Source organism: Streptosporangium saharense (assembly GCF_014203715.1).
Classification (GTDB): domain Bacteria; phylum Actinomycetota; class Actinomycetes; order Streptosporangiales; family Streptosporangiaceae; genus Streptosporangium; species Streptosporangium saharense.
Genome location: NZ_JACHJP010000007.1, coordinates 223341 through 244678, shown reverse-complemented (window position 1 = coordinate 244678; position 21338 = coordinate 223341). Strand labels below are relative to the sequence as shown.

Here is a 21338-nt window from a genome sequence, read left to right as displayed (position 1 = left end):
GTCTTGGCATCGCGTGCACGTGCCCCGCGTGCGCGTAGGGAACATTCGGCGCCAACCGCAACGACGCGGTGGCGCACGCGAACACGGGAGGTCGGCCACCGGCCATGAACATCGTCGTCTGCGTGAAGCAAGTCCCCGACACTGCGACCGAGCGCAAGCTGCGGTCCGATGACAAGACGATCGACCGCGACGCCGCCGACGGCGTCATCAACGAGCTGTGCGAGTACGCGGTCGAGGAGGCGCTGCGCCTGAAGGAGGCACACGGGGGTGAGGTGACCGTCCTCACGATGGGCCCCGACAAGGCCAGCGACACCATCCGCAAGGCCCTGGCCATGGGCGCGGACAAGGCGGTGCACCTGGTCGACGACGCGCTGCACGGCTCCGACGCGCTGGGCACCTCCTACGCCCTGGCGCAGACGCTCAGGAAGATCGGCTTCGACCTGGTCGTGCTCGGCTCGGAGTCGACCGACGCCCGCACCGGAGTGCTCGCCGCCATGCTGGCCGAGCGCCTCGGCGTCCCGCAGCTCACCTTCGCCAACAAGGTCGAGGTGGACGGGTCGGCGATCACCGTCCAGCGCGTCACCGACTACGGCTACGACAGGGTCGAGGCCTCGCTGCCCGCCGTCGTCTCCGTCGTCGAGAAGATCAACGAGCCGCGCTACCCCTCCTTCAAGGGCATCATGGCCGCCAAGAAGAAGCCGGTCGAGAAGCTCGGTGTCGCCGACGCCGAGATCGACGCCGCCCAGGTCGGCCTCGCGGGCTCCTGGAGCGAGGTGGCCGACTTCGCCGTCGCCCCGCCGCGTGCCGCGGGCACGGTCGTCAAGGACGAGGGTGACGGCGGTGTGAAGGCCGCCGACTTCCTCGCGTCGAAGAAGTTCGTCTGAGAACGGGGGTTGCTTGATATGTCTGAGATTCTCGTTCTGGTCGAGCACGTCGAAGGTCAGGTCAAGAAGGTCACGCTCGAACTGCTGACGCTCGCCCGCACGCTGGGCACGCCGTCGGCGGTCTGGGCGGGCCCCGGCTACTCCGCCGAGGCCCAGGCGAAGCTGGCCGAGCACGGCGCCGAGAAGGTCTACGTCGCCGACTCCGCCGACATCAGCGACTACGTCGTCGCCCCCAAGGCCGAGCTGCTCGCCCAGCTCGTCTCCGAGAAGTCCCCGGCCGCGGTGCTCGTCGCCGCGACGGCCGAGGCCAAGGAGATCGCGGGCCGCCTGGCGATCAAGATCGACTCCGGTGTGCTGACCGACGCGGTCGGTGTCGGGGACGGCCTTGTCGCCGACCAGTCGATCTTCGGTGGCGGCGTCAACGTCCACTCGCGCGTCACGAAGGGCACTCCGATCATCGCGGTCCGCCCCAACGCCACCCCGGTCGAGGCCGCGGCGGGCGCGGGCACCGAGGAGCGGGTCTCCGTCACGGTCTCCGACGCCGCCAGGGCCGCCAGGGTCGTGGAGCGGGTCAAGGAGGAGAAGGGCGCCCGTCCTGAGCTGACCGAGGCCGCGATCGTGGTCTCCGGTGGCCGTGGCGTGGGCTCCGCGGAGAACTTCGCGGTCATCGAGAGGCTCGCCGACTCGCTCGGCGCCGCAGTCGGCGCCTCCCGCGCCGCGACCGACGCGGGGTGGTACCCGCACCAGTTCCAGGTCGGCCAGACCGGCAAGACCGTCTCCCCGCAGCTCTACATCGCCGCGGGCATCTCCGGCGCCATCCAGCACCGGGCCGGGATGCAGACGGCCAAGACGATCGTCGCCGTCAACAAGGACCCCGAGGCGCCGATCTTCGAACTCGCCGACTTCGGTGTCGTGGGCGACCTGCACCAGGTCGTCCCGCAGCTGACCGACGAGATCAGCAAGCGCAAGTAGGGCAAGGAGCGGCGTCGCACCCGGGTGCGACGCCGTTTCCCTTTTCAGATGGAGTTCCCAGGCGTCCCCCGACGGCCTGGAGCCTTCTTAGGGGGCCGGGACCTCGCGCACGAGCTGTGAGCTCCAGGGGCACCAGGTGTTGCCGGGCAGGAACGCGCCGCCCACCTCGGACAGGTGCTCCTCGACGTAGCCGATCGAGGCGTCGCACACCTCGGTCGCGACCTCGAAGAAGCCGACCGTGTCGGGGTCGTAGTGGTAACTCCAGGCCGGGTTGTAGGACTCGGTCCCCGTGACGATCTTGCCGATGACGCTGGGGTTGTCGGTGGTCACGCCGTTCACCAGGTCCCTGGCGTGCTGGATCTTGGTGGCGTCGGTGAGCTTGAAGACGAACGTGTCGGTCGCGTCGGTGAACTCGAAGTAGGCAACGGAGTCCGTGGTGGCCTGCTGGGCCTGGGCCGCGGTGCCGGACAGGGCGAGCGTCGCGGCCGCGACGAGGGCGGTGACCACGGGAAGAACTGGTCGCACGGGTGTCTCCTGTTCTGACGGTTCGTGTTGACGACGTACTTGACAGGCAGTGCACTACCAGTCAGAACTGTAGATCAACGATCAACGAGACGTACAGGGGATTTCCCTCTTTGATCCTCTGTTCCGACGTTGTTCGCACGTCAGACATATACGGATTTTGGCCCTCCGGGATGCGGAGGGCCGGAATCCGTCAGGCGGCCATGGACAGCTCGCGCTCGCGTGTTTCCTCCTGGGCGGAGGGCGTGGCCGGGCGGGGCAGGAACCGGGCGGCCAGCGCGATCAGCACCCCCAGGACGACGGCGAGGCCGAGCGCGGTCCTGAGCGTGGTCGCGTGCGAGACGAACCCGATGATCACCGGGCCGAGCAGCAGCCCGGCGTAGCCCATCGCGCCGGTCTGGGCGATGGCCGGGCCGGGGTTGGCCGTCGCGCCACCCGCCAGGGACAGGGCCATCGGGGAGACCGTGGCGACCGCGACGCCGACCAGGAGCATGGCGCCGACGGCGACCAGGGCGGTCGGCGCGCTCAGCACCACGGCGAAGGTGGCCGCGGTGGACAGACCGGCGGTGACGAGCATGCCCCGGGCGCCGAAGCGGGCCCTGACCCGGTCGCCGGTGAGCCTGCCGAGAAGCATGCCCGCCTCGAAGACCGGGTAGCCCAGCGCGGCGACGGCCTCCGCGGCGCCCAGGGTGTCACGCAGGTACAGGCCGTTCCAGTCGGCGATCGTGCCCTCGACCATGAACGCGCAGAAGGCGATCACACCGAGCAGGTAGACCACCGGCGGCATCCTTCTGCGGCCCGCGGCGGCGGCCTTCTCCGACAGGACGGGGTCGGGCAGGTAGGAGCGGCTGACGAAGACCAGCACGGGGAGCGAGACGAGCGCCACCATGATCAGGTGGGTCGTGAACGACAGGCCCGCCGCGATGGCCACGGTGCCGAAGAGGCCCGCGGAGATCGCGCCGACGCACCAGCCCGCGTGCATGCCGTTCATCAGCGGCCTGCCGTAGGCGCGTTCGACCGTCGAACCCTGCGCGTTCATGGCGACGTCGACAGCGCCGAACGCCATGCCGAACAGCGCCGCGGCGCCCAGCAGCAGCGGATAGGTCGGAGCCAGCGCCAGCAGGGCAAGAGTTACCGCGCACAGGGGAGCGCCGACCCGCAGGACGCTCCGGCTGCCAAGCCGTGCCATCACCCCGCGCATCGACTGCATGGTGACCAGCGCTCCCAGCCCCCACACGAGGAGCGTGACGCCGATCGACGCCTCGGACAGGCCGAGTTTGTCGGACAGCGCCGGGATACGCACGGTCATCGACCCGCAGAGCAGGCCGGCCAGTACGAAGGTGAGAACCGCCCCGGTTCGGGCTGTCCTCAGGTCGCGGGTCATCACGGGATCCCTTCAAAGGAGGTTTCAACGGTTGTCAGGTGGGGACACACGAGTCGGTCGCTTCCGCACGCGGAAGCGACCGCCAGTGTTTTCGGGGTTTCCGGGGGTTTCCGGGGGTTCCGGGCCGCGCGTTACGCGGGCAGCAGGGCCAGCAGGCGCCGCTTCAGCTCGGTGTAGCGCTCGTCGTCGTAGAGGGTGGGGTCGTGGCTGGCCACGTCCCACACGCCCTCGCAGGCGAGACGCACGATCTGGGCGGCCGCCGGGTCGGGCTCGGTTTCGAGCCCCTCACGGTGCCAGCGGGCCATCGCCTCACGCAGGGGGGCGAGGAGATAGGGGTTGCCCGAGGCGCCGGTGACCACGGCCCAGCGCCGCAGCCTTCCGCTTCGCACGGCGGCGAAGGTGGCGTCCAGATAGTTCTTTGTGTAGGTGTCGTGCCCCTGGGCGGCGACGAGCTGGTCGAAGTCTTCGATCAGCCGCTCGACCATGCCTCTGATCAGGGCTTCCTTGGTGGCGAAATGGTAGAGCAACCCGCCCTTGCTGCAGCCCGCGCGCTCGGCGACGGCCGCCAGGGTGAGCGCCTGGGAGCCCTGGTCGCACAGCAGATCCTCTGCCGCGTCCAGTAGCTCCTCCCGCCTCATGCCAAGGACTGTACCGTCCGGACGGTACAGTGGTCAAACCGGGGGATGGGGTTCCCTCCGGGCATGGTTACCCTTGGAGGGCACAGGCGATCTGGGGAAGGGAAGTGCGGCAGTGGAGTCCGCCTATCTCGATCACGCGGCGACCACGCCGATGCTTCCCGAGGCGGTCGAGGCGATGACGGCTCAACTGGGCCGGGTCGGCAACGCGTCGTCGCTGCACACCGCGGGCCGCCGTACGCGCCAGGTCGTCGAGGAGGCGCGCGAGAGCATCGCCGAGGCGCTCGGCGCCCGGCCGAGCGAGGTCGTGTTCACCTCGGGCGGCACCGAGGCCGACAACCTCGCCGTCAAGGGCCTCTACTGGTCACGCAGGGCGAAGGGCGCCAACCGCATCCTGATCAGCGCCGTCGAGCACCACGCCACACTCGACCCCGCCCACTGGCTCGGCGACCACCAGGGCGCCGTCGTCGAACCGCTCGAAGTCGACGAGTACGGCCGGGTGCACCCGCAGACCCTGCGCGCCGCCATCGAGCGCGACCCCGGCAGTGTCGCCCTGGTCAGCGTCATGTGGGCCAACAACGAGGTCGGCACCGTGCAGCCGGTCAGGGTGCTCGCCGCGATCGCCCGCGACCACGGCATCCCCTTCCACACCGACGCCGTCCAGGCCGTCGGACAGCTCCCGGTGGTCTTCGCCGACGCCGGGGTCGACGCCCTCACCCTCTCCGGGCACAAGGTCGGCGGCCCGATGGGCACCGGCGCGCTGCTGCTGGCCAGGGGGATCGACCCGGTCCCCGTGCTGCACGGCGGCGGCCAGGAGCGCGACGTGCGCTCGGGCACCCTCGACGCCCCCTCGGTGGCAGGCATGGCCGCCGCGGTGCGGATCGCGGTCGCCCGCCAGGCCGAGACCGCCGTACGGCTGACCGCGCTCCGTGACGACCTGGTCACCAGGATCCGCCAGGCCGTACCGGACGTGATCCTCAACGGTGACCCGGTCAACCGGCTGCCGGGAAACGCGCACTTCTCCTTCCCTGGCTGCGAGGGCGACGCGCTGCTCATGCTCCTGGACGCCAAGGGGGTCGAGTGCTCGACGGGCTCTGCCTGCTCCGCCGGTGTGGCCCAGCCCTCCCACGTCCTGCTCGCCATGGGGGCCGACGCCGTCAGGGCGCGGGGCTCGCTGCGCTTCACCCTCGGGCACACCTCGACGCCGTCCGACGTGGACCGGGTCACCGGTGTCATCGCGGGCGTCGTCGAACGCGCCCGCAGGGCGGGCCTGACCTGACGGAGAGGGCTCTCACGCGGGTACGCTCAAGGGTGTTATGAGACTTCGCGTGCTTGCCGCCATGTCCGGCGGCGTCGACTCAGCGGTGGCCGCCGCCCGCGCCGCAGAGGCCGGTCACGACGTCACCGGCGTCCATCTCGCCCTGTCCGCGAACCCGCAGTCGCATCGCACCGGCGCCAGAGGGTGCTGCACGATCGAGGACTCCAGGGACGCCCGCAGGGCCGCCGACGTGATCGGCATCCCCTTCTACATCTGGGACATGGCCGAACGGTTCCAACGGGACGTGGTCGAGGACTTCGTCAGCGAGTACGCCGCGGGCCGTACGCCCAACCCGTGCCTGCGCTGCAACGAGAAGATCAAGTTCGAGGCGGTCCTTGACCGGGCCCTCGCGCTCGGCTTCGACGCCGTGGCCACCGGCCACCACGCCCGGCTGGTTGACGGCGTGCTCAGCCGCAGCCCCGACGAGGGCAAGGACCAGTCCTACGTGCTCGGCGTGCTCACCAGGGAGCAGCTCGGCCACGCCATGTTCCCGCTCGGCGACTCGACGAAGGCGCAGGTGCGCCAGGAGGCGGCCAGGCGCGGGCTCATGGTGGCCGACAAGCCCGACAGCCACGACATCTGCTTCATCGCCGACGGCGACACCCGGGGCTTCCTCGAAAGGCGTCTCGGCACGGCCCCCGGGCCGATCGTGGACGCCTCCGGCGAGGTGGTCGGCAGCCACGAGGGCGCCTACGGCTTCACAGTCGGCCAGCGCAAGGGCCTGCACATCGACCGTCCCGCCCCGGACGGCCGCCCGCGCTACGTGCTGTCCATCGAGCCGGTCTCCAACACGGTCACGGTCGGGCCGCGCTCGGCCCTTGAGGTCACCACGGTCGAGGCCGTGCGCCCGGTGTGGAACGGCCCGGTCGCCGCGCCGTACGAGCCGCTGGCCTGTATGGTCCAGCTTCGCGCCCACGGCGAGGTGTACGGCTGCCGCGTCCAGGTGTCCGGTGAGCAGGTCCACGTGGCGCTCGACAGCCCGGCGACCGGGGTGGCCGCGGGGCAGGCCGCCGTGTTCTACCTGGAGGACACCGTGATCGGGTCCGCCACGATCGCCAGGGCGGCCTGAGCCCGTCATTCCTCGATGGCTCCGCCGACCATGCGCAGGTGGGCGCGGAAGGTCAGGGAGGGGTCCTCGGCGCGGGCGGCGAGATAGGCGCCGAAGGCCACCTGCTCGCGCAGCGAGACGCCCTCGCGGATGCGTTCGGCCTGGCGTCGTTCGACGTCGCGGATCGCCTCGGCGAGCGTGAACAGCTCGTCGGCGCGGTCCGCGGGGACGAAGATCACACCGTCGTCGTCGCCGAGGACCAGGTCGCCGGGGCCGACCGTCCACTCCCCGACGACGGCGAACTCCAGCGCTCCCTCGGGACGCTCGTCCAGGCGCAGGGGACCGGTCGGGACCGACCCCAGGCTGAAGACCGGCAGCCCGATCGCCCGGATGTCGGCCGTGTCGCGGTGCAGCCCCCAGATCACGACCCCTTCGAGCCCGGCTGAGCGGGCTTCGAGGACCACGAGGTCGCCGATGCAGCTCTCGTCGAGCCGTCCGCCGTTGTCGGCGACCAGCACGTCACCGGGCGCGGACAGCTCGCACGCCTCAAGGAAGACGTCGACGCTGCCCGCGTGCCTGGCCGGGCGGACCCGTCCGGCCAGACGGCCGCCGGGCACCACGGCCCGCGTGCCCGCAGGGGCGCAGCGCACCGGGACCCCGGCGCGCAGGCAGCCGTCCGTCAGATGCGCGGTGGTCAGCGTCTCGAACCGCCGCCGTAGCTCCTTGGGGTCCATGCCGCCCTTCCTCTCGCTCGGGAGATCGCGTCGCCTCCCACGGTAGGGCCGGACCCCCGGCTAGGACAGGGTGACGGACTCGCCCGGCGCGAGGCGGCGGATCTCCGCGCCCTGCCTGTCGGCCTCCGTCTCCAGCCACCTGTCGACCAGGCCGAGTCCGAGGTCGTTGAGCAGGCCGTCGTGGGTGGAGTAGGCCCTGGCCGGACGGACCTCGCGGAGGTAGTCGACCATCTCGGCGAGTTTCATCCACGGCGCGTTGGTCGGCACGAGCAGGGTGGGGACCTCGGTCCCGGGCGGGGTGAACGCGTCGCCGGGGTAGAAGACCTCCTCGTCCACCAGGAATCCGACGTTGCTCACCACCGGTACGTCCGGGTGGTTGACGGCGTGCCACTCCCCGACGACCCGTACGGCGAAGCCCGCCGTCTCGAAGGTGTCGCCGTGCCGTACGGCATGGATCTTGGCCGGGACGTCGGTCAGGGTGGCGGCGACGGCCTCGTTGGTCCAGATCTCCAGGGACGGCTCGGCCTCGGCCGCCCTGCGCAGCCGTTCGGCCTCCACGTGGTCGAAGTGCTCGTGGGTGATGAGCACGGCGCGGGCCCCCTGGAGGGCGGACGCCTCGCTGAAGGCCCCGGGGTCGATCACCAGGGCCGAGCCGTCCTTCTCAAGGCGGACACACGCGTGCGTGAACTTCGTCAGCTCCATCGTCCCAGCCTAGGACTCGCTCAGTAGCCGACGTAGCCGGAGCCCGTCTTGCTGCCGACGACGCCGGGGACGTTCGAGACCGAGCCGTAGCGGCTGATCGCGTAGCGGACCCCGGCGATGATGTTGTCCACCGGGTTGTAGATGTCGCCGTGCCCGGCCAGCTTGTAGCTGTTGAAGGTCGGGTCGATGGTCTGCATCAGCCCCTTGGACGGGATGCCCGCGGCGGCGTTGGAGTCCCAGAGGTTGATCGCGTGCGGGTTGCCGCCCGACTCGTGCATGATGATCATGTTGATGTCGGCGGGGTTCATCTTCTCCGGCGGGTACCCGTGGGCCCTGAGGATCTCCAGCGCCTGGTCGATCCACTCCTTGAGCTTCCCGGACGGCGCCGGGCCACCACCGGGCGGGGGAGCGCCGCTCGGGCCGTAGCCCCCGGGGGAGGATGACACCCCCTGCTCGGTTTTCGGGTCGAGGTGCGGGCGGTAGCCGACGGTCCTCTCCCACACGACAGTACGGCCGGGCCCCGGGACGAACGACTGGTCGCCGGGGGCCGGGATGTCGGCGAAGGAGATCTTCCGCTCGGCCATGTGCTTCTTCACGTCGGTGAGCGCCTGGGTGACGGCCTTGTCGGCGGCCTCGACGTGCGGGCGGGCTCCGGCGACTGCGGTGTTGACCAGCGAGGTGATGTGCGGCTGGAGATCCTTCTCCTCGGCCTTCGGGTTGGCCCCCCGGTAGGAGGCGACGTCGTCGAGGAGGGTCGAGCAGATGGCGCGGACCTTCGCCTCCGAGCTTCTGAGCACCCTGGCCGCCGCGTCGAGGGTGTTGGCGCAGTTGGCGAGGGCGTCGTGCAGGCCGTCGGCGGCGCGGCCGTACTTGCGCATGTAGGTGTCGAAGGCGTCGGCGGACTCGCCCTGCCAGGCGGCGTCAACGGTGGTGACGGCGCCGCCGAGCTGCCCGGCGTACTCGATGAGTTTGCCCGCCGTACCACGCCAGCGGGTGGCGACCGCGCTGACGGCGTCGGCGTCGGCGTCTACCTTGTTCATGAGATCGGAGAGCGCGCTCCCGCCGGGGAGCGCCGAGACGGCCTCGGTCATCCCGCCCCGCCCGCGCGGTTGGCGGTACGGACGTTGTCCTCGATGTCGTTCAGGGCGTGCTCGACGTCCTTGAGCTTGCCGGTGACGTTCGCCAGCTCCTCGTCGATCGTCTTCTCGATCCCGTCGAGGGCCGTGGCCAGGTTGGACGCGTCGGTGAGCCTGCCGAACATCGTCGAGTCCGTGCCCTTCGCGGGATACGGATCTCCCAGGTCCCCGAACCGCCCGACCAGTTTCTTGACGGTCGTACGGCACTGCTCAAGCGCGTCGTAGTTGTAGTCGATCCCCGCCACTCCAGCGCCCCCTTAGCAAGACCGGCGAACCGATCATAAGGGGCAGATCGCCCACAAGGGGAAGGGCGGCCCCACCGGCACCGGGTGAGAACCGCCCGACCCATCTCGTCGTGCTGTTACCTGGCCGCGGTGACGGAGACCGTGGTGGTGTAGGTCCGGTACGGCGTGACCAGCTCGGTCGCCTCAAGCTGGTAGATGCCGGGGATGCACGCCCTGCCCAGGACGGGCAGCACGAAGCGGCCGTTGCGGTCCGCCCTGACCCGGGAGTTTCCTCCGAGGCTGGTCGCCTGGCAGGCCTCGTTGAGGCTGTTGCTGGTGAACCGGACGAAGCCGTTCTCGGCGAAGGAGTGGCCGGTGATGACGAAGGCGATGTTGCCGTCGGCGTCGGCGACGGCCGGGGTGGCCCTGATCGAGCGGAAACCGTTGTCGGGCTGCGACTGGCCGATGGTCACCCTGGTGGAGAAGGTGCGGTAGGGCGGCTGGATCTCGGTGGCCTCGATCCGGTAGACGCCGCTGACGCAGCCACGGGCCGCCCCGACGAGGTTGAAGTAGCCGTTGCGGTCGGTCCGCAGGATGATCCGCCTGAGGTTGGTGTCGCTGCACGAGGCGTTCAGCGACGTGCTGTTGACGGCCACCTTGATCAGAGCGGGGAAGGACCAGCCTTCGACGACGAAGGCGACGTCACCACCGGTGGTGGGGGAGACGACCGACGGTGTCGCCGTCAGCACGGGGTCCGCGTCCGCCTGGGCGGCCGATGCCGGGAGGGTGCCCATGAGGGAGGTGGCGGCGACAACGGCGGTGAACATGAGGCGCTTGAGATTCATGAATTCGTTTTCCTCGCGTTATTCTCGATGGTTCCTTGGTGCTCGTTGACGTGCACCAAATGATCTTCTTGGTGACCACCGGTTCAAGCCCGCTTTTGGCGGCAACGAAAACGAAAAAGTCTGTAAATAAATCGCCTGTTCCCCGACCTTTGTGACAAAGGCCTCGAATTTCATGCGCATGTCGATCGGCCTGCCGTACGGCGCGGAAGGACACTGGTCGTATGAACCGGCGTGATACGGGTGCGGCAGCGGAACGGGTGGAGTTCGCGGGTGCCGTCTACGGCTCGTTGCTGGCGGCCTCCGTGATCGCCGGGGCGACCGCGCAGGGCGGCCCACCACCGGCGGCCGAGCTGGTGACGCTGCTGATCAGCACCGGTGTGGTGTTCTGGATCGCCCACGTCTACGCCGAGATCATCAGCAGGGGCTATCCCGGCAGGCCGCTCACCTGGGCGAACCTGCGTTCGGCGGCCAAGGACGAGTGGCCGCTCGCGCAGGCCTCGATCCCCCCTGCCATGGCCGCCGCCTTCGCCTCGGGGCTTGGTGCCTCGGACGTGGTCACGGCCTGGGTGGCGCTGGGCGTCGCGGTCGCGGGTCAGGTCACCTGGGCCGTCACCGCCACGGTCAAGGCCCACTCCTCGACGGGCGTCGTCATCTTCTCCGGGGTCGTCAACCTCGTTCTCGGCCTGGCCATTGTCGCCCTCAAAGCCGTGATCGCCCCGCATTAATGCTTTCTGGATTAATCGGACTTTTATGGAGGTGTTGCCGTAGGGGCATTGTCGTCGTGGTCGCTGAACTACTCTCTGCGGAAGTTGCCTTTGGAAACTTCCTGAGGTAACTACCAAATCAAGTTACGAGAGGACGGAACAGTTGACCGCCGACACAAGTCCCACCGTGCGCAGGCGTCGTCTCGCTTCGGAACTGCGACGGATGCGGACGGAGAGCGGGCTGAGCATGCAGGAGGCCGCCGACCGCCTGGGTTTCGCGGCGGCCTCCATCAGCCGCATCGAGACGGGCAGCAGAGGGCTTCGGGTGCGCGACCTGAAGGCGTTCCTCGATCTGTACGAGGTCCCCGAGCAGGAGAGGGAGGCGCTGACCGTGCTGGCGAGGGAGGCGCAGCGGCGGGGGTGGTGGACGAGCTACGGTGACGTGCTGCCGGGTGAGCACGCGACCCTGATCGGCCTCGAAGCCGAGGCGACCTCCATCCGGGGATACGAGCAGACGCTGGTCCCCGGTCTGCTGCAGACCGCCGACTACGCGCGGGCCGTCATCGGGGCCTGTCGGCCGGACGGCACGCCGGAGGAGGTCGAGCGTCTGGTCACCGTCCAGATGGAACGGCAGCGGCGGCTCGTGGGGGACGGCCCGCTTGAGCTGTCGGTCGTTCTCGGCGAGGGGGTCCTCCGTCAGCACGTGGGGACGGCGCTGACCACCGCCGAGCAGCTCAGGCACCTCGCCGAGGCGAACCGGCGGCCGAACGTCGTGGTGCGGGTCCTTCCCTACCGGGCCGGGGCCCATCCGGCGCTGGCCGGGTCCTTCAGCGTCGTGGGTTTCCCCGAGGAGGGCGATCCGGACGTGGTCTACCTGGAGAACCTGGCCGGTGGCGTCTACCTTGAGGGGACTCCCGACATCACGAAATATGCCGATATTTTCGGTCGACTCCATGCCGCGGCCCTCAGCCAGGAGGACAGCGTGGCCATGCTGCTGGACGCGTCGGCGAACCTGGCATAGGAACGTTCGTCGGCCGACGCCGAAACCCCTGCGCGAGGCCCGCGTGTCCCGCGCAGGGGGCGATCGGCTAGCAGTCCTCGGAGGACGCGGCGATGTAGAGGCTACGGCCGGTGGGGACGGTCCAGGCCCAGCCGTAGTCGATGGTCTTCGCGGTGCGGCCGGGGACGTGGACGGGGCCGTAGTCCACCCAACTGGGAATGTCCACGCAGACGTATCTCCCGCCGGAGCACTCGTTGTAGACGTCGACCTTGTTCCAGCTGTTCTGCGTGTACCACGGCCCGTGCTGGACGCCGCAGGCCGCCGCCCCCGTCGCGCCTGTCGAGGACGTCGTGGCGGCGGAGGCCGCGCTTGTCGCCAGGCCGGTGCCGGTGAACGCGAGGACCGCGAGCGCGGCCACGGCGGTGATCCTGATGCCTGCAATCATGATTTTTCTCCTTTTTTGTTGAAATGTCGGGATTAGCAGCCGTAGACGCTGTTGCCCTCGTTGATCGAGGTGGGCGCGTAGGTCACGTCAAGCCACTCGTAGGCGTTGAGGGTGTAGCGCGGAATGGGGAACCAGGCGGGCCGGTCGGGGATGGCGATGCACACCGTCCGCCTCGCGCCGCACTCGTTCTGGAGAAAGACGTGGCGGTATCCGGCGCGGGTGTACCAGGGCTCGTGCTGGACGTTGCAGGCCGCCACGCCGGTCGCCGTGCCGGTCGTCGTGGCGGCGCCTGCGGTGGTGGGCGCCGCCGTCAGTGCCGCGGCGCCGGCGAGCGCCACCAGGCCGATCATGATCTTTCTTTTCATGTTCGCTTCTTCCTTGGCGTTCTGAGGTGTCCGCCCGCGTGGCCGATGTCGAAAAGGCGCGTGATTCACCGGGCGGAACACACCGGATATCCCGGGTCGCGACGTCGTCGCAGGCCGGGGGGCTTACGGCTTCGAGTCTTGGCGGCTCGGGAATTGTCCGGAACCCTCGTTCGTCACCACAGACAAACTTGATGTGCTGGTTTGCCGTGTCCGAACTGCATCCGGGGAGATGGGTTGGGGGAACGCGCAGGACGCCGTGAACGGCCGGTCGATCCCGCCGACGGTCCGGTGGCCGCCTTCGCCGTGGCGTTGCGCAAGCTACGCGAGGAGGCGGGCGGCCCGACCTACCGCGCCATGGCGGCACGCGCGCACTTCTCCGCCGCGACCCTGGCCCAGGCGGCGGCCGGGGAGAGACTGCCGACCCTGCCCGTCGCGCTGGCCTACGCCGAGGCGTGCGGCGGGGACGGCGAGGAGTGGCGGGCCAGGTGGGAGGAGGCACGGGCCGCCCAACGCGAACACGCGGCCAGGGACGGCGGGAGCGCGCGGGCGCCGTACCGGGGGCTGGCGAGGTTCGAGACCGAGGACCACGACTACTTCTTCGGCAGGTCCGCGCTGGTCGAGCGACTGGTGACGCTGCTGGAGACGCACCGGTTCCTGCTGGTCGTCGGCCCCTCGGGATGCGGCAAGTCCTCCCTGCTGCGCGCGGGGCTGGTGCCGTCCCTGCGCGGGCGCGCCGTACGGGTGATGACACCGGGAGCGCACCCCAGGCTGAGCGGCGAGGCCGTGGACGTGCTGGTGGTCGACCAGTTCGAGGAGACCTTCACCCTGTGCGAGGACCCGGCGGAGCGCCGGAGGTTCGTCGAAGAGCTGGTGGCGGCGGGACACACCCGCGTGGTGCTGGCCGTACGCGCCGACTTCTTCGACCGGTGCACGCACCATCCGGACCTGGTCGAGGCCGTCAGGGACGCCACCGTGCCGGTCGGGCCGATGAGCGGGGCCGAGCTGCGTGAGGCGATCGTCAAACCCGCGACGGCGGCCGGGCTGATCGTGCAGCGCGAACTGACCGCGCGGATCCTCGACGAGGTCGGCGGGCAGCCCGGCGGGTTGCCGCTGATGTCGCACGCCCTGCTGGAGACCTGGCGCCGCCACCACGGCAAGGCCCTGACCGTCGAGGACTACGAGGCGGCGGGCGGCATCCACGGCGCCGTCGCCCGCACCTCGGAGGAGCTCCACGCGCGGCTCACCCCCGAGCAGCGCGAACGGCTGCGCCACCTGCTGCCGCGCCTGGTCACCCCGGGGGAGGCGGGCGCCCAGGACACCCGGCGCCCGGCGAGGCGCGCCGAGCTGGTCACCGGACGGCCTGACGACCCGAGTCCGCTGCTGCTGGAACGGCTGGCCGACGCCCGCCTGATCACCCTCGACGAGGAGACGGCCGACCTGGCGCACGAGGCGCTGCTGACCGCCTGGCCCCGCCTGCGCGGCTGGGTCGAGGAGGACCGCGAACGCCTGCGCGTGCACCGCCGCCTCACCGAGGCCGCCGACGCCTGGCAGGCGCACGACCGCGACCCCGGAGGTCTCTACCGTGGCCTGCGCCTTTCCCTGGCTCGGGAGCACCTCGCCGGGCGGCTCGACACGCTCACCCCGCTCGAACGGGACTTCCTCACGGCCAGTACGGCGGGCCGCCGTGGCGAGCGCCGCAGGAGCAGGCTGCGGACCGTCCTCATCTGCGCGCTGGCGACCGTCCTGGTGATCACGGGGTCGCTGGCCTGGCAGCAGAGCCGCACCCACGACCGGCAGGAGCGCGAGGCGCACGCCCGCCGCGTCGCCGGGGCCGCCGCGAGCCTGCGCCAGAGCGACCCGAAGCTGTCCATGCGGCTCAGCCTGGCCGCGTGGCACCTGGCCGACCTTCCCGAGACACGCGCGAACCTCCGTACGGCCAGCCTCCAGGCACAGCAGGACACCTTCACCGACCCCCAGACCGGGCCGGGAACCATGCGCTGGCTCAGCCAGGACGGCCGGTCCCTGTTCAGCGTCGGCGCTGACCGGACCGTCCGCTGGGACCTGGAGACCCATCGGGCCGTCGCGACCACGCCGGGTCCGGCCGGGTGGCTGGCCGACACGGGGGAGGGCCGGGGAGACCCACCCTGGCTGCCCATCCTGCGGCCCGCCTCCGCCGAGGAGGTCAGGGTGACGCCGCGGGACATGGCGACCGGCCGCGAGGACCCGGCGCCGCTCGACAACGTCAACCGGGGGGTGGAGTTCTCCCCGAGCGGACGGCGCCTCGTCACCTACCGGGCGGACGGCTCCCGCTACCGCGTCCGTGTCTGGGACACCGCCACCAGACGGCTGGTCGTCGAAACGGACCTCCCGAGGAAGGAGTCCACCAGACGGCCGTGGGAGTGGCCGTCCGCCCTCATGTTGCTGCGCAGGACGCAGGACGGGCGCCAGACACTCGAACCGGACGCCCCGGACGCCGCGCTCAGCGCCGACGACACGACGATGGTCCTGTGCGTGCCCGGCGCGCCGGTGCGGGTGTGGGACCTCAGGACGGGCCGTGATCTGCACGTCCCGCGCCTGCCCGTGCTCTCCTTCAAGCAGTGCCAGGAAGAACGTCCACTTCTGTCCCCCGACGGGCGGCTGCTGGTGCTGGCCACCGGGGCCGAGGTCCGGCTCTGGGAGCTGCCCTCGGGCAGGGAGCTTCCCCGCATCGACGAACCCGGCGTGGACGAGATCGGTTTCAGCGCGGACGGCGCCTTCCTGGCGACGGCCAACGCCGACGAACTCCTCGTGTGGCGGGTCGACGTCCTGGACGCCCCGGTGTTCCGCCACCCGCTCGCCGGTGAGCACGCCTTCGACATCAGGATCGACCCGGCCGCCGACCGGGTGCGTTACCTCGCCGGGACGCCCAACTCCCGTTCGTGGCCCGCGACCGTCAGGACGCTGCGGCTGAACTCCGTCGTCAACGCCGACTGGCGGGACGAGAGCGCCACCTCCGCCCTCTTCAGCCCTGACGGAAGCACGCTCGCCACCATCTACGCGAACCGGGTCGAGCTCCGTGACGTCAGGACCGGACGGCGGCTTCCCGGTCCTCCTCCGGTCCCCTGTGAGACGCCGGATCCCGGATGTCACGTGATTGCGGCGTTCCGGCCCGACGGGAAGGTCCTGGCCTACGGTGACACCCACGCCAGGCCGTTCAGGGCCGAGCTGTGGGACCTCGCCGGGCGGCGCGTCGTCGGCAGGGCCGATCCCTCCACCGGCGCAGGGTCCCTCGCCTACACCCGGGACGGGGCGTCCCTGCTGGTGAGCGGGTCGCCCACGGGCGGCTCGCTCACCCTGTGGGACCTGGGCCGGGGAGTCGCGACCACGACCGTCCCCGGCCTCGACGGCAGGATCGCCCTGGACCCCGCCGGGCGGTTACTGGTCACCTCGGAGGGCCGGGTCGCCGACCTCGCAGCCGGGCGCGTCGCCGTACGCGCGAGTGGTCCCCGTCCGGCCAGCGCGCTGGCCTTCAGCCCCGACGGCAGGTTCCTCGCCGCCGGGGACCAGACGGGACAGACCGTCCTGTGGGACGGCACCGTACGGCGCCAGCTCGGTGGGCTGACCCCCACCTCGCCGGACGCCTTGAACTGGGTCAGCGCGCTGGCCTTCTCCGCCGACGGGAGCGTCCTCGCGGTCGGTACGGTCGGCGGTGCGACACAGCTGTGGGACACCGCGACCCGGCAGCCGGTCGGGGCGCCCATCACCACCCCGGCCGGGTTCGTCGCCGCGCTGGCCGTCGATCGCGACACCCTGTACGTGGCCGGGGAGCACGTTCCCCTCGGGCGCTACGACCTGAGCCCGGCCGCCGCGGCGGGAACCGTCTGCCGACGGGCAGGCCAGGGGCTCGGTCCCGATGACTGGGCGGCCTACTTCCCCGGCTACCCCTACCGGTCGACCTGCGCCTAGGACCCCGTGAGGACCGGCGGCACGGTCTCCTCCGTCCGGTGGTTGAGGCTCTCGCCCTCGATGTCGAGGTTGGGCAGGACGCGGGCGAGGGGCCGGGGCAGCCACCAGGCGGAACGGCCGAGCAGCGACATCACGGCGGGCACCAGCGTCATGCGGACGACGAAGGCGTCGATGAGCACGCCGATCGCCAGCGCGAAGCCCATGGACTTGATGATCGGGTCGTGCATGAAGACGAAGCCGCCGAAGACGGAGGTCATGATGAGCGCGGCGGCGGTGACGACGCGGGCGTTGTGGCCCAGGCCGTTCACGGTCGCCTGCTGGGCGGTGTCGCCGTGGACGAAGTCCTCCCGCATGCGCGAGACCAGGAAGACCTCGTAGTCCATGGCCAGGCCGAACAGGATGCCGATGAGCAGGATCGGCAGGAAGCTGACCAGCGGTCCCGGCCTGCCGACGCCGAGCAGGTCCGCCAGGTGGCCCTGCTGGAAGATGGCCACGGTGATGCCGAACGTGGCGCCGATCGTGAGCAGGAAGCCGAGCGCGGCCTTCAGCGGGACCAGGATCGACCGGAAGACCAGCAGGAGCAGCAGGATCGACAGGCCGACCACGAGCAGCAGGTAGACGGGCATCGCGTCGGCGAGCTTCGCCGAGACGTCGATGCCGATCGCGGTCACGCCGGAGAGCGCGATGTGGGCGCCCTCGATGCCGTTCAGCCGCTCACGGATGGTGTGCACGGTCTGCTCGGTCGCGGCGTCGGCGGGACCCGTCTTGGGGATGACGGTCAGCAGCGCGGTCGTGCCCTGGGGGTTGGCCTGCGGCGGGGCGACGGCCAGCACCCCCGGGGTGGTCTGGATGGCGGTCGCGGCCTGCTTGGCGGCGTTCGCGGTGGCCTGGGCGTCGTCGCCGGTGACGACGGCGATCAGACGGCCGTTGAAGCCGGGGCCGAACCCCTCGCTGATCAGGTCGTACGCCCTGCGGGCCGCCGAACCCTCGGCCGCGGTGCCCGCGTCGGGCAGCGCCAGGCGCATGTCCCTGGCGGGCAGGGCGAGCGCGCCGAGCACGATGACGGCGACGACGAGCACCGGGACGCGCAGGCGGGTGACGAGCCGTCCCCACCGGAAACCCATGGCCTCGCGCCCGTCACCTGAGTCGCCAGGCGCCTTTCCTGCTCGCTGTTTACGGGGCAGTACGCGCGCGCCCGCGAAGCCGAGGATGGCGGGCAGCAGGGTGAGCGCGACGAGTACGGCCAGCGCGACCGTCGCCGCGGCGGCCAGGCCCATGACGCTCAGGAACGGGATGCCGACCACGGCCAGGCCCGCGAGGGCGATGATCACGGTGGCCCCGGCGAAGACGACGGCGGAACCGGCGGTGCCGGTGGCCCGTCCCACGGCCTCCTCGGCCTCCAGGCCCTCCGCCAGGAACTGGCGGTAGCGGGAGGTGATGAACAGGGAGTAGTCGATGCCCACGGCCAGGCCGAGCATCAGCGCCAGGACCGGGGCGACGGTGCTCAGCTCGACCACGCCGGACAGGGAGAACAGGCCCGCCATCCCGGCTCCGACGCCGATCAGGGCGTTGAGCAGGGTCATGCCCGCCGCGACCAGGGAGCCGAAGGTGACGACGAGGACGACGGCGGCGACCAGGACGCCGAACGCCTCGGTCGAGCCGATCTCCACCTCGGCCTTCATGACCTCGCCGCCGTGCTCGACCCGCAGGCCCTGGACGGAGGCCCCGGCCTTCTCGTAGGCCGCGCGCTGGGCGTCGGTGACCTTGTCGAGGGGGCTGGCGAACTGGACCTGGACCAGCGCGTGGCGGCCGTCGGGGGAGACGGCGCCGACCTGGAAGGGGTCGAGCGCGGCGAGCACGCCGGGTACGGCGGCCGCCTCACGCACGATCGGCGCGACGGCGGCCGGGTCGAGTCTGCCGCCCTCGGGCGCGGCGACGACGATGGTGCCGGTCGTGCCGCCCGCCTGCGGGAACTGCCGCCGCAGGGAGTCGAGCGCCCGCTGCGACTCGGTGCCGGGCATGGTGAAGTTGTCGGTCGTCGGCCCGGAGAACGCGGCGGCGGCCCCGCCGAGCAGGGCGAGCAGGATCAGCCAGGCGGCGAGCACGCGCCCGCGCCTGCGGAAGGAGAACCGGCCGAGCCGGTACAGCACAGCAGCCATGGAGAAGGAGGGGTCCGTTCAGCGAGGTGGAACTCAGGGGTGGTCGGGCGCGCGGCCCAGGGTCCGTAGCGCGCCGCGGATCATCTCGGCGCGCAGGACCTCCTCGGGCACGCCGAGGTCGTCGGCGGCGGTGACGGAGACGGCGCCCAGGACCATGTGGGCGGCCACCGTGTCCGGGGGCGCGGTCGAGCCCCCGGCCAGCGCCGTCAGCAGCAGTTCGACGACGGCGGGGACGGCGCCGAGCGCCGGGTGGGTGGTCATCATGGGGATGTCCTGGAACAGGACCCGGACTTCGAGCCGGAAGCGCAGGGCCAGGTCCACGAAGCCGGTGACGGCCTCCCGCGCCGCCGCCGCACCGTCCAGGCCGGTGAGCCGGGCCCTCAGCGCGGCCAGGCCCTCGCCCGCCGGGGTCAGCAGCTCGGTGAGGATCGCGTCCTTGCTCGCGAAGTGGTAGAGCAGCGCCGCCTTCGAGCAGCCGGTGACCTGGGCGATGTCGTGCAGCGAGGTGCCCTTGTAACCGCTCTCCGCGAACAGTCGCAGCGCCGAGCGCAGGATGTGCTCGCGCAGCGCGGAAGGGGGACGTGCCATACCCCCACAATAACTGTCCGATCGGTCAGATCTGACCGATCGGACAGGAATACGGGTGTGATCTCTGACAAACCAGCCCGTCCTGGTGATCCACCCAGGGAACGCCCGGGACCGTCACGGGCGCCGGGCACGCCGCCGGTGGGATGCGGCGTGCCGGAGGGTCGGACGTTCGGCGTCAGGACCCCGGGGAGGGGGAGGGAGTGGGGGTCGGCGTCCCGGGAGGGGCGGTGGGGAACGGCGGGAAGGGGCCGCCCGGCCAGTCCTGCCCGTCGTGCACGGCGTCGGGATCGACGCCGAGGGTGATCGAGGCGCTGATCCCCCTGGCCACGTGCCTGCGGTCGTACTGCACGCTGAGCATGCCGTCGGCGGCGGTGTCGCCGGTGTAGAGCATGTCCTGCGCGTTGGTGGTGCGGGGCTTGGTGTTGGTCGAGTACGGCCTCAGCGCGGAGACTGCCTCGATGAGCTTCTCGGGGAAGTAGAGCTGGCCGGTGTGGCAGTCGTTGCCGCCCAGGTAGGCGCCGTGCCGGAAGACACCGTTGACGTGCACCTTGACGTGGATGTGGATCGCGCGGCCGATGTACCAGCCGGGGAAGGCGCTCCTGAAGGTGACCCAGCCGTTCCTGTCGGTCATCTGGAAGCCACGGAAGTAGGTGGTGCTGCTGTCGGGCTCGGCGTGCATGCCGCCACCGGGGCCACCGGTGGGGAAGGCCGTCGGGAACCCGGTGGGGGCGTCGGTCGGGAAGGCCGTGGGGAAAGCGGTCGGGAACCCGGGGCCGTCACCGGAGGAGGACTTCTCGTAGCTGGAGTAGATGCCGAGGGCGTCGCAGTGCCAGATGTCCACGGCCTTGTTGCGCAGCGGCCTGCAGTTCTCCGAGTCGACGATCCGGATGCGCAGCAGCAGCGGGACACCCGGCTTGTGCTCGGTGATGTCCGACCGGTACTTGTCGTAGTCCAGGTAGTAGGGACCCTCGATGGTCTCCTTGGACAGGGGCAGGCACAGCTTGCTCGTGGGGGTGGGGATGGTGGGAGTGGGGGTGTGCGCCGAACCGGCCGTCGTGCTCGCGGACGCGGAGGAGGCCAGGTAGCCGGCGCCAAGCCCGGCTGCGGCGATGCTGACCCCGCCCGCGATGAGGAGTTCCCGACGGTTCGGTTTCTGTGCGCTGGTTTCTTCCATGCGCACGAACATTAGGGGCGTTGTGTGAAAAAAGTCTAAGAAAAGGGGTGGGGATCTGAGGCGACGTAATGGAAATGTGATCCTCCCCGAAGTGGTCGGCGGAGGGTATTAATCAAATCTTATATATGAAAGATATGGTTCGGACGCTTGCGTTTACCCCATGTCAATACGAGGGTTTTTCCGCTGACATCCTGCCGGGGGCGCCCCGCCGTACCGCGTGGGAGGACGGGGCGCCGTGCTTCGCTCAGCCGCGCTTCCAGCGCCACTGCCCGTTGGGGTAGCGCGTGCACGTGTACCTGCGCTTGGTGACCTTGGCGTAGCCGTACCTGCCGTGGGCGGCGGCGGGGCAGTAGGCGCCGGGGGTGACGCAGTTCCAGTGGTTGCCGGAGCGCTGGTAGGTGCACGAGGCCGTCGCGGCGGCGGGCGCCGCGGTGGCCACCAGGGTGGAGGCGGTGGTGGGGACGAGCACGGAGGCGGCCAGGGCCGCGGAGACCACGAGACGTCTGAGCAAGGAGCGCTCCCAGCATGCGGGGGACGAACGGTGAACACTGAGG

Annotated in this window: 21 protein-coding genes; 7 read left to right on the top strand and 14 right to left on the bottom strand. The window is 70.7% G+C overall.

The window, feature by feature from the left end:
- The first annotated feature begins 104 nt into the window (after positions 1–104).
- A complete protein-coding gene (locus tag FHS44_RS28650) occupies positions 105–884 on the top strand; it encodes an electron transfer flavoprotein subunit beta/FixA family protein (protein ID WP_184720203.1) in 780 nt (259 codons plus the stop codon).
- An 18-nt stretch (positions 885–902) separates the two neighbouring features.
- Positions 903–1856: an electron transfer flavoprotein subunit alpha/FixB family protein gene (locus FHS44_RS28645; RefSeq protein WP_184720201.1), complete on the top strand. Its 954-nt coding sequence runs from the start codon at positions 903–905 to the stop codon at positions 1854–1856.
- A gap of 87 nt (positions 1857–1943) precedes the next feature.
- On the opposite strand, the gene FHS44_RS28640 is transcribed toward FHS44_RS28645, so the two are convergent.
- From FHS44_RS28640 to FHS44_RS28630, 3 genes are all read right to left on the bottom strand, one after another.
- Positions 1944–2381: a BP74-related protein gene (locus FHS44_RS28640; protein ID WP_184720199.1), complete on the bottom strand. Its 438-nt coding sequence runs from the start codon at positions 2379–2381 to the stop codon at positions 1944–1946.
- A 190-nt stretch (positions 2382–2571) separates the two neighbouring features.
- The gene (locus FHS44_RS28635; protein ID WP_184720197.1) at positions 2572–3762 is read right to left on the bottom strand and encodes an MFS transporter; all 1191 of its coding nucleotides are present in this window, start codon (positions 3760–3762) and stop codon (positions 2572–2574) included.
- A 131-nt stretch (positions 3763–3893) separates the two neighbouring features.
- Complete coding sequence (locus FHS44_RS28630) at positions 3894–4400, bottom strand: TetR/AcrR family transcriptional regulator (protein WP_184720195.1); 507 nt, start codon at positions 4398–4400, stop codon at positions 3894–3896.
- Between the two features lie 112 nt (positions 4401–4512).
- On the opposite strand from FHS44_RS28630, the gene FHS44_RS28625 reads away from it, so the two are divergent.
- Positions 4513–5676 (top strand): cysteine desulfurase family protein, encoded by a 1164-nt coding sequence (locus FHS44_RS28625; protein ID WP_312863846.1) that lies wholly within the window; start codon positions 4513–4515, stop codon positions 5674–5676.
- Between the two features lie 37 nt (positions 5677–5713).
- Entirely contained in the window at positions 5714–6784 is a 1071-nt protein-coding gene (gene mnmA, locus FHS44_RS28620; protein WP_184720190.1) for a tRNA 2-thiouridine(34) synthase MnmA, read from the top strand.
- 5 nt (positions 6785–6789) lie between these two features.
- On the opposite strand, the gene FHS44_RS28615 is transcribed toward mnmA, so the two are convergent.
- From FHS44_RS28615 to FHS44_RS28595, 5 genes are all read right to left on the bottom strand, one after another.
- Complete coding sequence (locus FHS44_RS28615; RefSeq protein ID WP_184720188.1) at positions 6790–7497, bottom strand: RraA family protein; 708 nt, start codon at positions 7495–7497, stop codon at positions 6790–6792.
- A 60-nt stretch (positions 7498–7557) separates the two neighbouring features.
- Entirely contained in the window at positions 7558–8199 is a 642-nt protein-coding gene (locus FHS44_RS28610) for an MBL fold metallo-hydrolase (RefSeq protein ID WP_184720186.1), read from the bottom strand.
- Between the two features lie 20 nt (positions 8200–8219).
- Positions 8220–9290: a transglycosylase SLT domain-containing protein gene (locus tag FHS44_RS28605; RefSeq protein WP_221461406.1), complete on the bottom strand. Its 1071-nt coding sequence runs from the start codon at positions 9288–9290 to the stop codon at positions 8220–8222.
- The gene (locus FHS44_RS28600; RefSeq protein WP_184720184.1) at positions 9287–9580 is read right to left on the bottom strand and encodes a prefoldin domain-containing protein; all 294 of its coding nucleotides are present in this window, start codon (positions 9578–9580) and stop codon (positions 9287–9289) included. Before FHS44_RS28600 ends, FHS44_RS28605 begins: the two co-directional genes overlap by 4 nt.
- A 116-nt stretch (positions 9581–9696) precedes the next feature.
- Entirely contained in the window at positions 9697–10404 is a 708-nt protein-coding gene (locus tag FHS44_RS28595) for a hypothetical protein (RefSeq protein ID WP_184720183.1), read from the bottom strand.
- Positions 10405–10625: 221 nt separating this feature from the next.
- Between FHS44_RS28595 and FHS44_RS28590 the strand changes: the two genes are divergently transcribed.
- Both FHS44_RS28590 and FHS44_RS28585 read left to right on the top strand, forming a co-directional pair.
- Complete coding sequence (locus tag FHS44_RS28590) at positions 10626–11129, top strand: hypothetical protein (RefSeq protein WP_184720182.1); 504 nt, start codon at positions 10626–10628, stop codon at positions 11127–11129.
- A gap of 142 nt (positions 11130–11271) precedes the next feature.
- A complete protein-coding gene (locus FHS44_RS28585) occupies positions 11272–12129 on the top strand; it encodes a helix-turn-helix domain-containing protein (RefSeq protein ID WP_221461405.1) in 858 nt (285 codons plus the stop codon).
- Positions 12130–12196: 67 nt separating this feature from the next.
- Here the strand turns inward: FHS44_RS28585 and FHS44_RS28580 are convergent, their stop codons facing one another.
- Both FHS44_RS28580 and FHS44_RS28575 read right to left on the bottom strand, forming a co-directional pair.
- A complete protein-coding gene (locus FHS44_RS28580) occupies positions 12197–12553 on the bottom strand; it encodes a hypothetical protein (RefSeq protein ID WP_184720181.1) in 357 nt (118 codons plus the stop codon).
- Positions 12554–12585: 32 nt separating this feature from the next.
- The gene (locus FHS44_RS28575) at positions 12586–12918 is read right to left on the bottom strand and encodes a hypothetical protein (protein WP_184720180.1); all 333 of its coding nucleotides are present in this window, start codon (positions 12916–12918) and stop codon (positions 12586–12588) included.
- 234 nt (positions 12919–13152) lie between these two features.
- Between FHS44_RS28575 and FHS44_RS28570 the strand changes: the two genes are divergently transcribed.
- Complete coding sequence (locus FHS44_RS28570) at positions 13153–16863, top strand: nSTAND1 domain-containing NTPase (RefSeq protein ID WP_184720179.1); 3711 nt, start codon at positions 13153–13155, stop codon at positions 16861–16863.
- Here FHS44_RS28570 and FHS44_RS28565 read toward each other — a convergent pair.
- The 4 genes from FHS44_RS28565 to FHS44_RS28550 form a co-directional block, all read right to left on the bottom strand.
- A complete protein-coding gene (locus tag FHS44_RS28565) occupies positions 16860–19022 on the bottom strand; it encodes an MMPL family transporter (protein ID WP_184720178.1) in 2163 nt (720 codons plus the stop codon). The genes FHS44_RS28570 and FHS44_RS28565 overlap by 4 nt on opposite strands.
- A gap of 33 nt (positions 19023–19055) precedes the next feature.
- Positions 19056–19610 carry a TetR/AcrR family transcriptional regulator gene (locus FHS44_RS28560; RefSeq protein ID WP_184720177.1) on the bottom strand — a complete coding sequence of 185 codons (555 nt, stop codon included), beginning with the start codon at positions 19608–19610 and terminating at the stop codon, positions 19056–19058.
- 175 nt (positions 19611–19785) lie between these two features.
- Positions 19786–20784, bottom strand: a complete 999-nt coding sequence (locus FHS44_RS28555) for a dioxygenase family protein (protein WP_221461404.1) — start codon at positions 20782–20784, stop codon at positions 19786–19788.
- A 244-nt stretch (positions 20785–21028) separates the two neighbouring features.
- Positions 21029–21295 carry a hypothetical protein gene (locus tag FHS44_RS28550; protein ID WP_184720174.1) on the bottom strand — a complete coding sequence of 89 codons (267 nt, stop codon included), beginning with the start codon at positions 21293–21295 and terminating at the stop codon, positions 21029–21031.
- Positions 21296–21338 lie beyond the last annotated feature (43 nt).

Excerpts from the sequence above, each read along its gene's own strand:
- FHS44_RS28650 (WP_184720203.1), top strand. The coding sequence starts at position 105 with ATGAACATCGTCGTCTGCGTGAAGCAAGTCCCCGACACTGCGACCGAG.
- FHS44_RS28645 (WP_184720201.1), top strand. The coding sequence starts at position 903 with ATGTCTGAGATTCTCGTTCTGGTCGAGCACGTCGAAGGTCAGGTCAAG.
- FHS44_RS28635 (WP_184720197.1), bottom strand. The coding sequence starts at position 3,762 with ATGACCCGCGACCTGAGGACAGCCCGAACCGGGGCGGTTCTCACCTTC.
- FHS44_RS28630 (WP_184720195.1), bottom strand. The coding sequence starts at position 4,400 with ATGAGGCGGGAGGAGCTACTGGACGCGGCAGAGGATCTGCTGTGCGAC.
- mnmA (WP_184720190.1), top strand. The coding sequence starts at position 5,714 with ATGAGACTTCGCGTGCTTGCCGCCATGTCCGGCGGCGTCGACTCAGCG.
- FHS44_RS28615 (WP_184720188.1), bottom strand. The coding sequence starts at position 7,497 with ATGGACCCCAAGGAGCTACGGCGGCGGTTCGAGACGCTGACCACCGCG.
- FHS44_RS28610 (WP_184720186.1), bottom strand. The coding sequence starts at position 8,199 with ATGGAGCTGACGAAGTTCACGCACGCGTGTGTCCGCCTTGAGAAGGAC.
- FHS44_RS28605 (WP_221461406.1), bottom strand. The coding sequence starts at position 9,290 with ATGACCGAGGCCGTCTCGGCGCTCCCCGGCGGGAGCGCGCTCTCCGAT.
- FHS44_RS28595 (WP_184720183.1), bottom strand. The coding sequence starts at position 10,404 with ATGAATCTCAAGCGCCTCATGTTCACCGCCGTTGTCGCCGCCACCTCC.
- FHS44_RS28590 (WP_184720182.1), top strand. The coding sequence starts at position 10,626 with ATGAACCGGCGTGATACGGGTGCGGCAGCGGAACGGGTGGAGTTCGCG.
- FHS44_RS28580 (WP_184720181.1), bottom strand. The coding sequence starts at position 12,553 with ATGATTGCAGGCATCAGGATCACCGCCGTGGCCGCGCTCGCGGTCCTC.
- FHS44_RS28575 (WP_184720180.1), bottom strand. The coding sequence starts at position 12,918 with ATGAAAAGAAAGATCATGATCGGCCTGGTGGCGCTCGCCGGCGCCGCG.
- FHS44_RS28565 (WP_184720178.1), bottom strand. The coding sequence starts at position 19,022 with ATGGCTGCTGTGCTGTACCGGCTCGGCCGGTTCTCCTTCCGCAGGCGC.
- FHS44_RS28560 (WP_184720177.1), bottom strand. The coding sequence starts at position 19,610 with ATGGCACGTCCCCCTTCCGCGCTGCGCGAGCACATCCTGCGCTCGGCG.
- FHS44_RS28555 (WP_221461404.1), bottom strand. The coding sequence starts at position 20,784 with ATGGAAGAAACCAGCGCACAGAAACCGAACCGTCGGGAACTCCTCATC.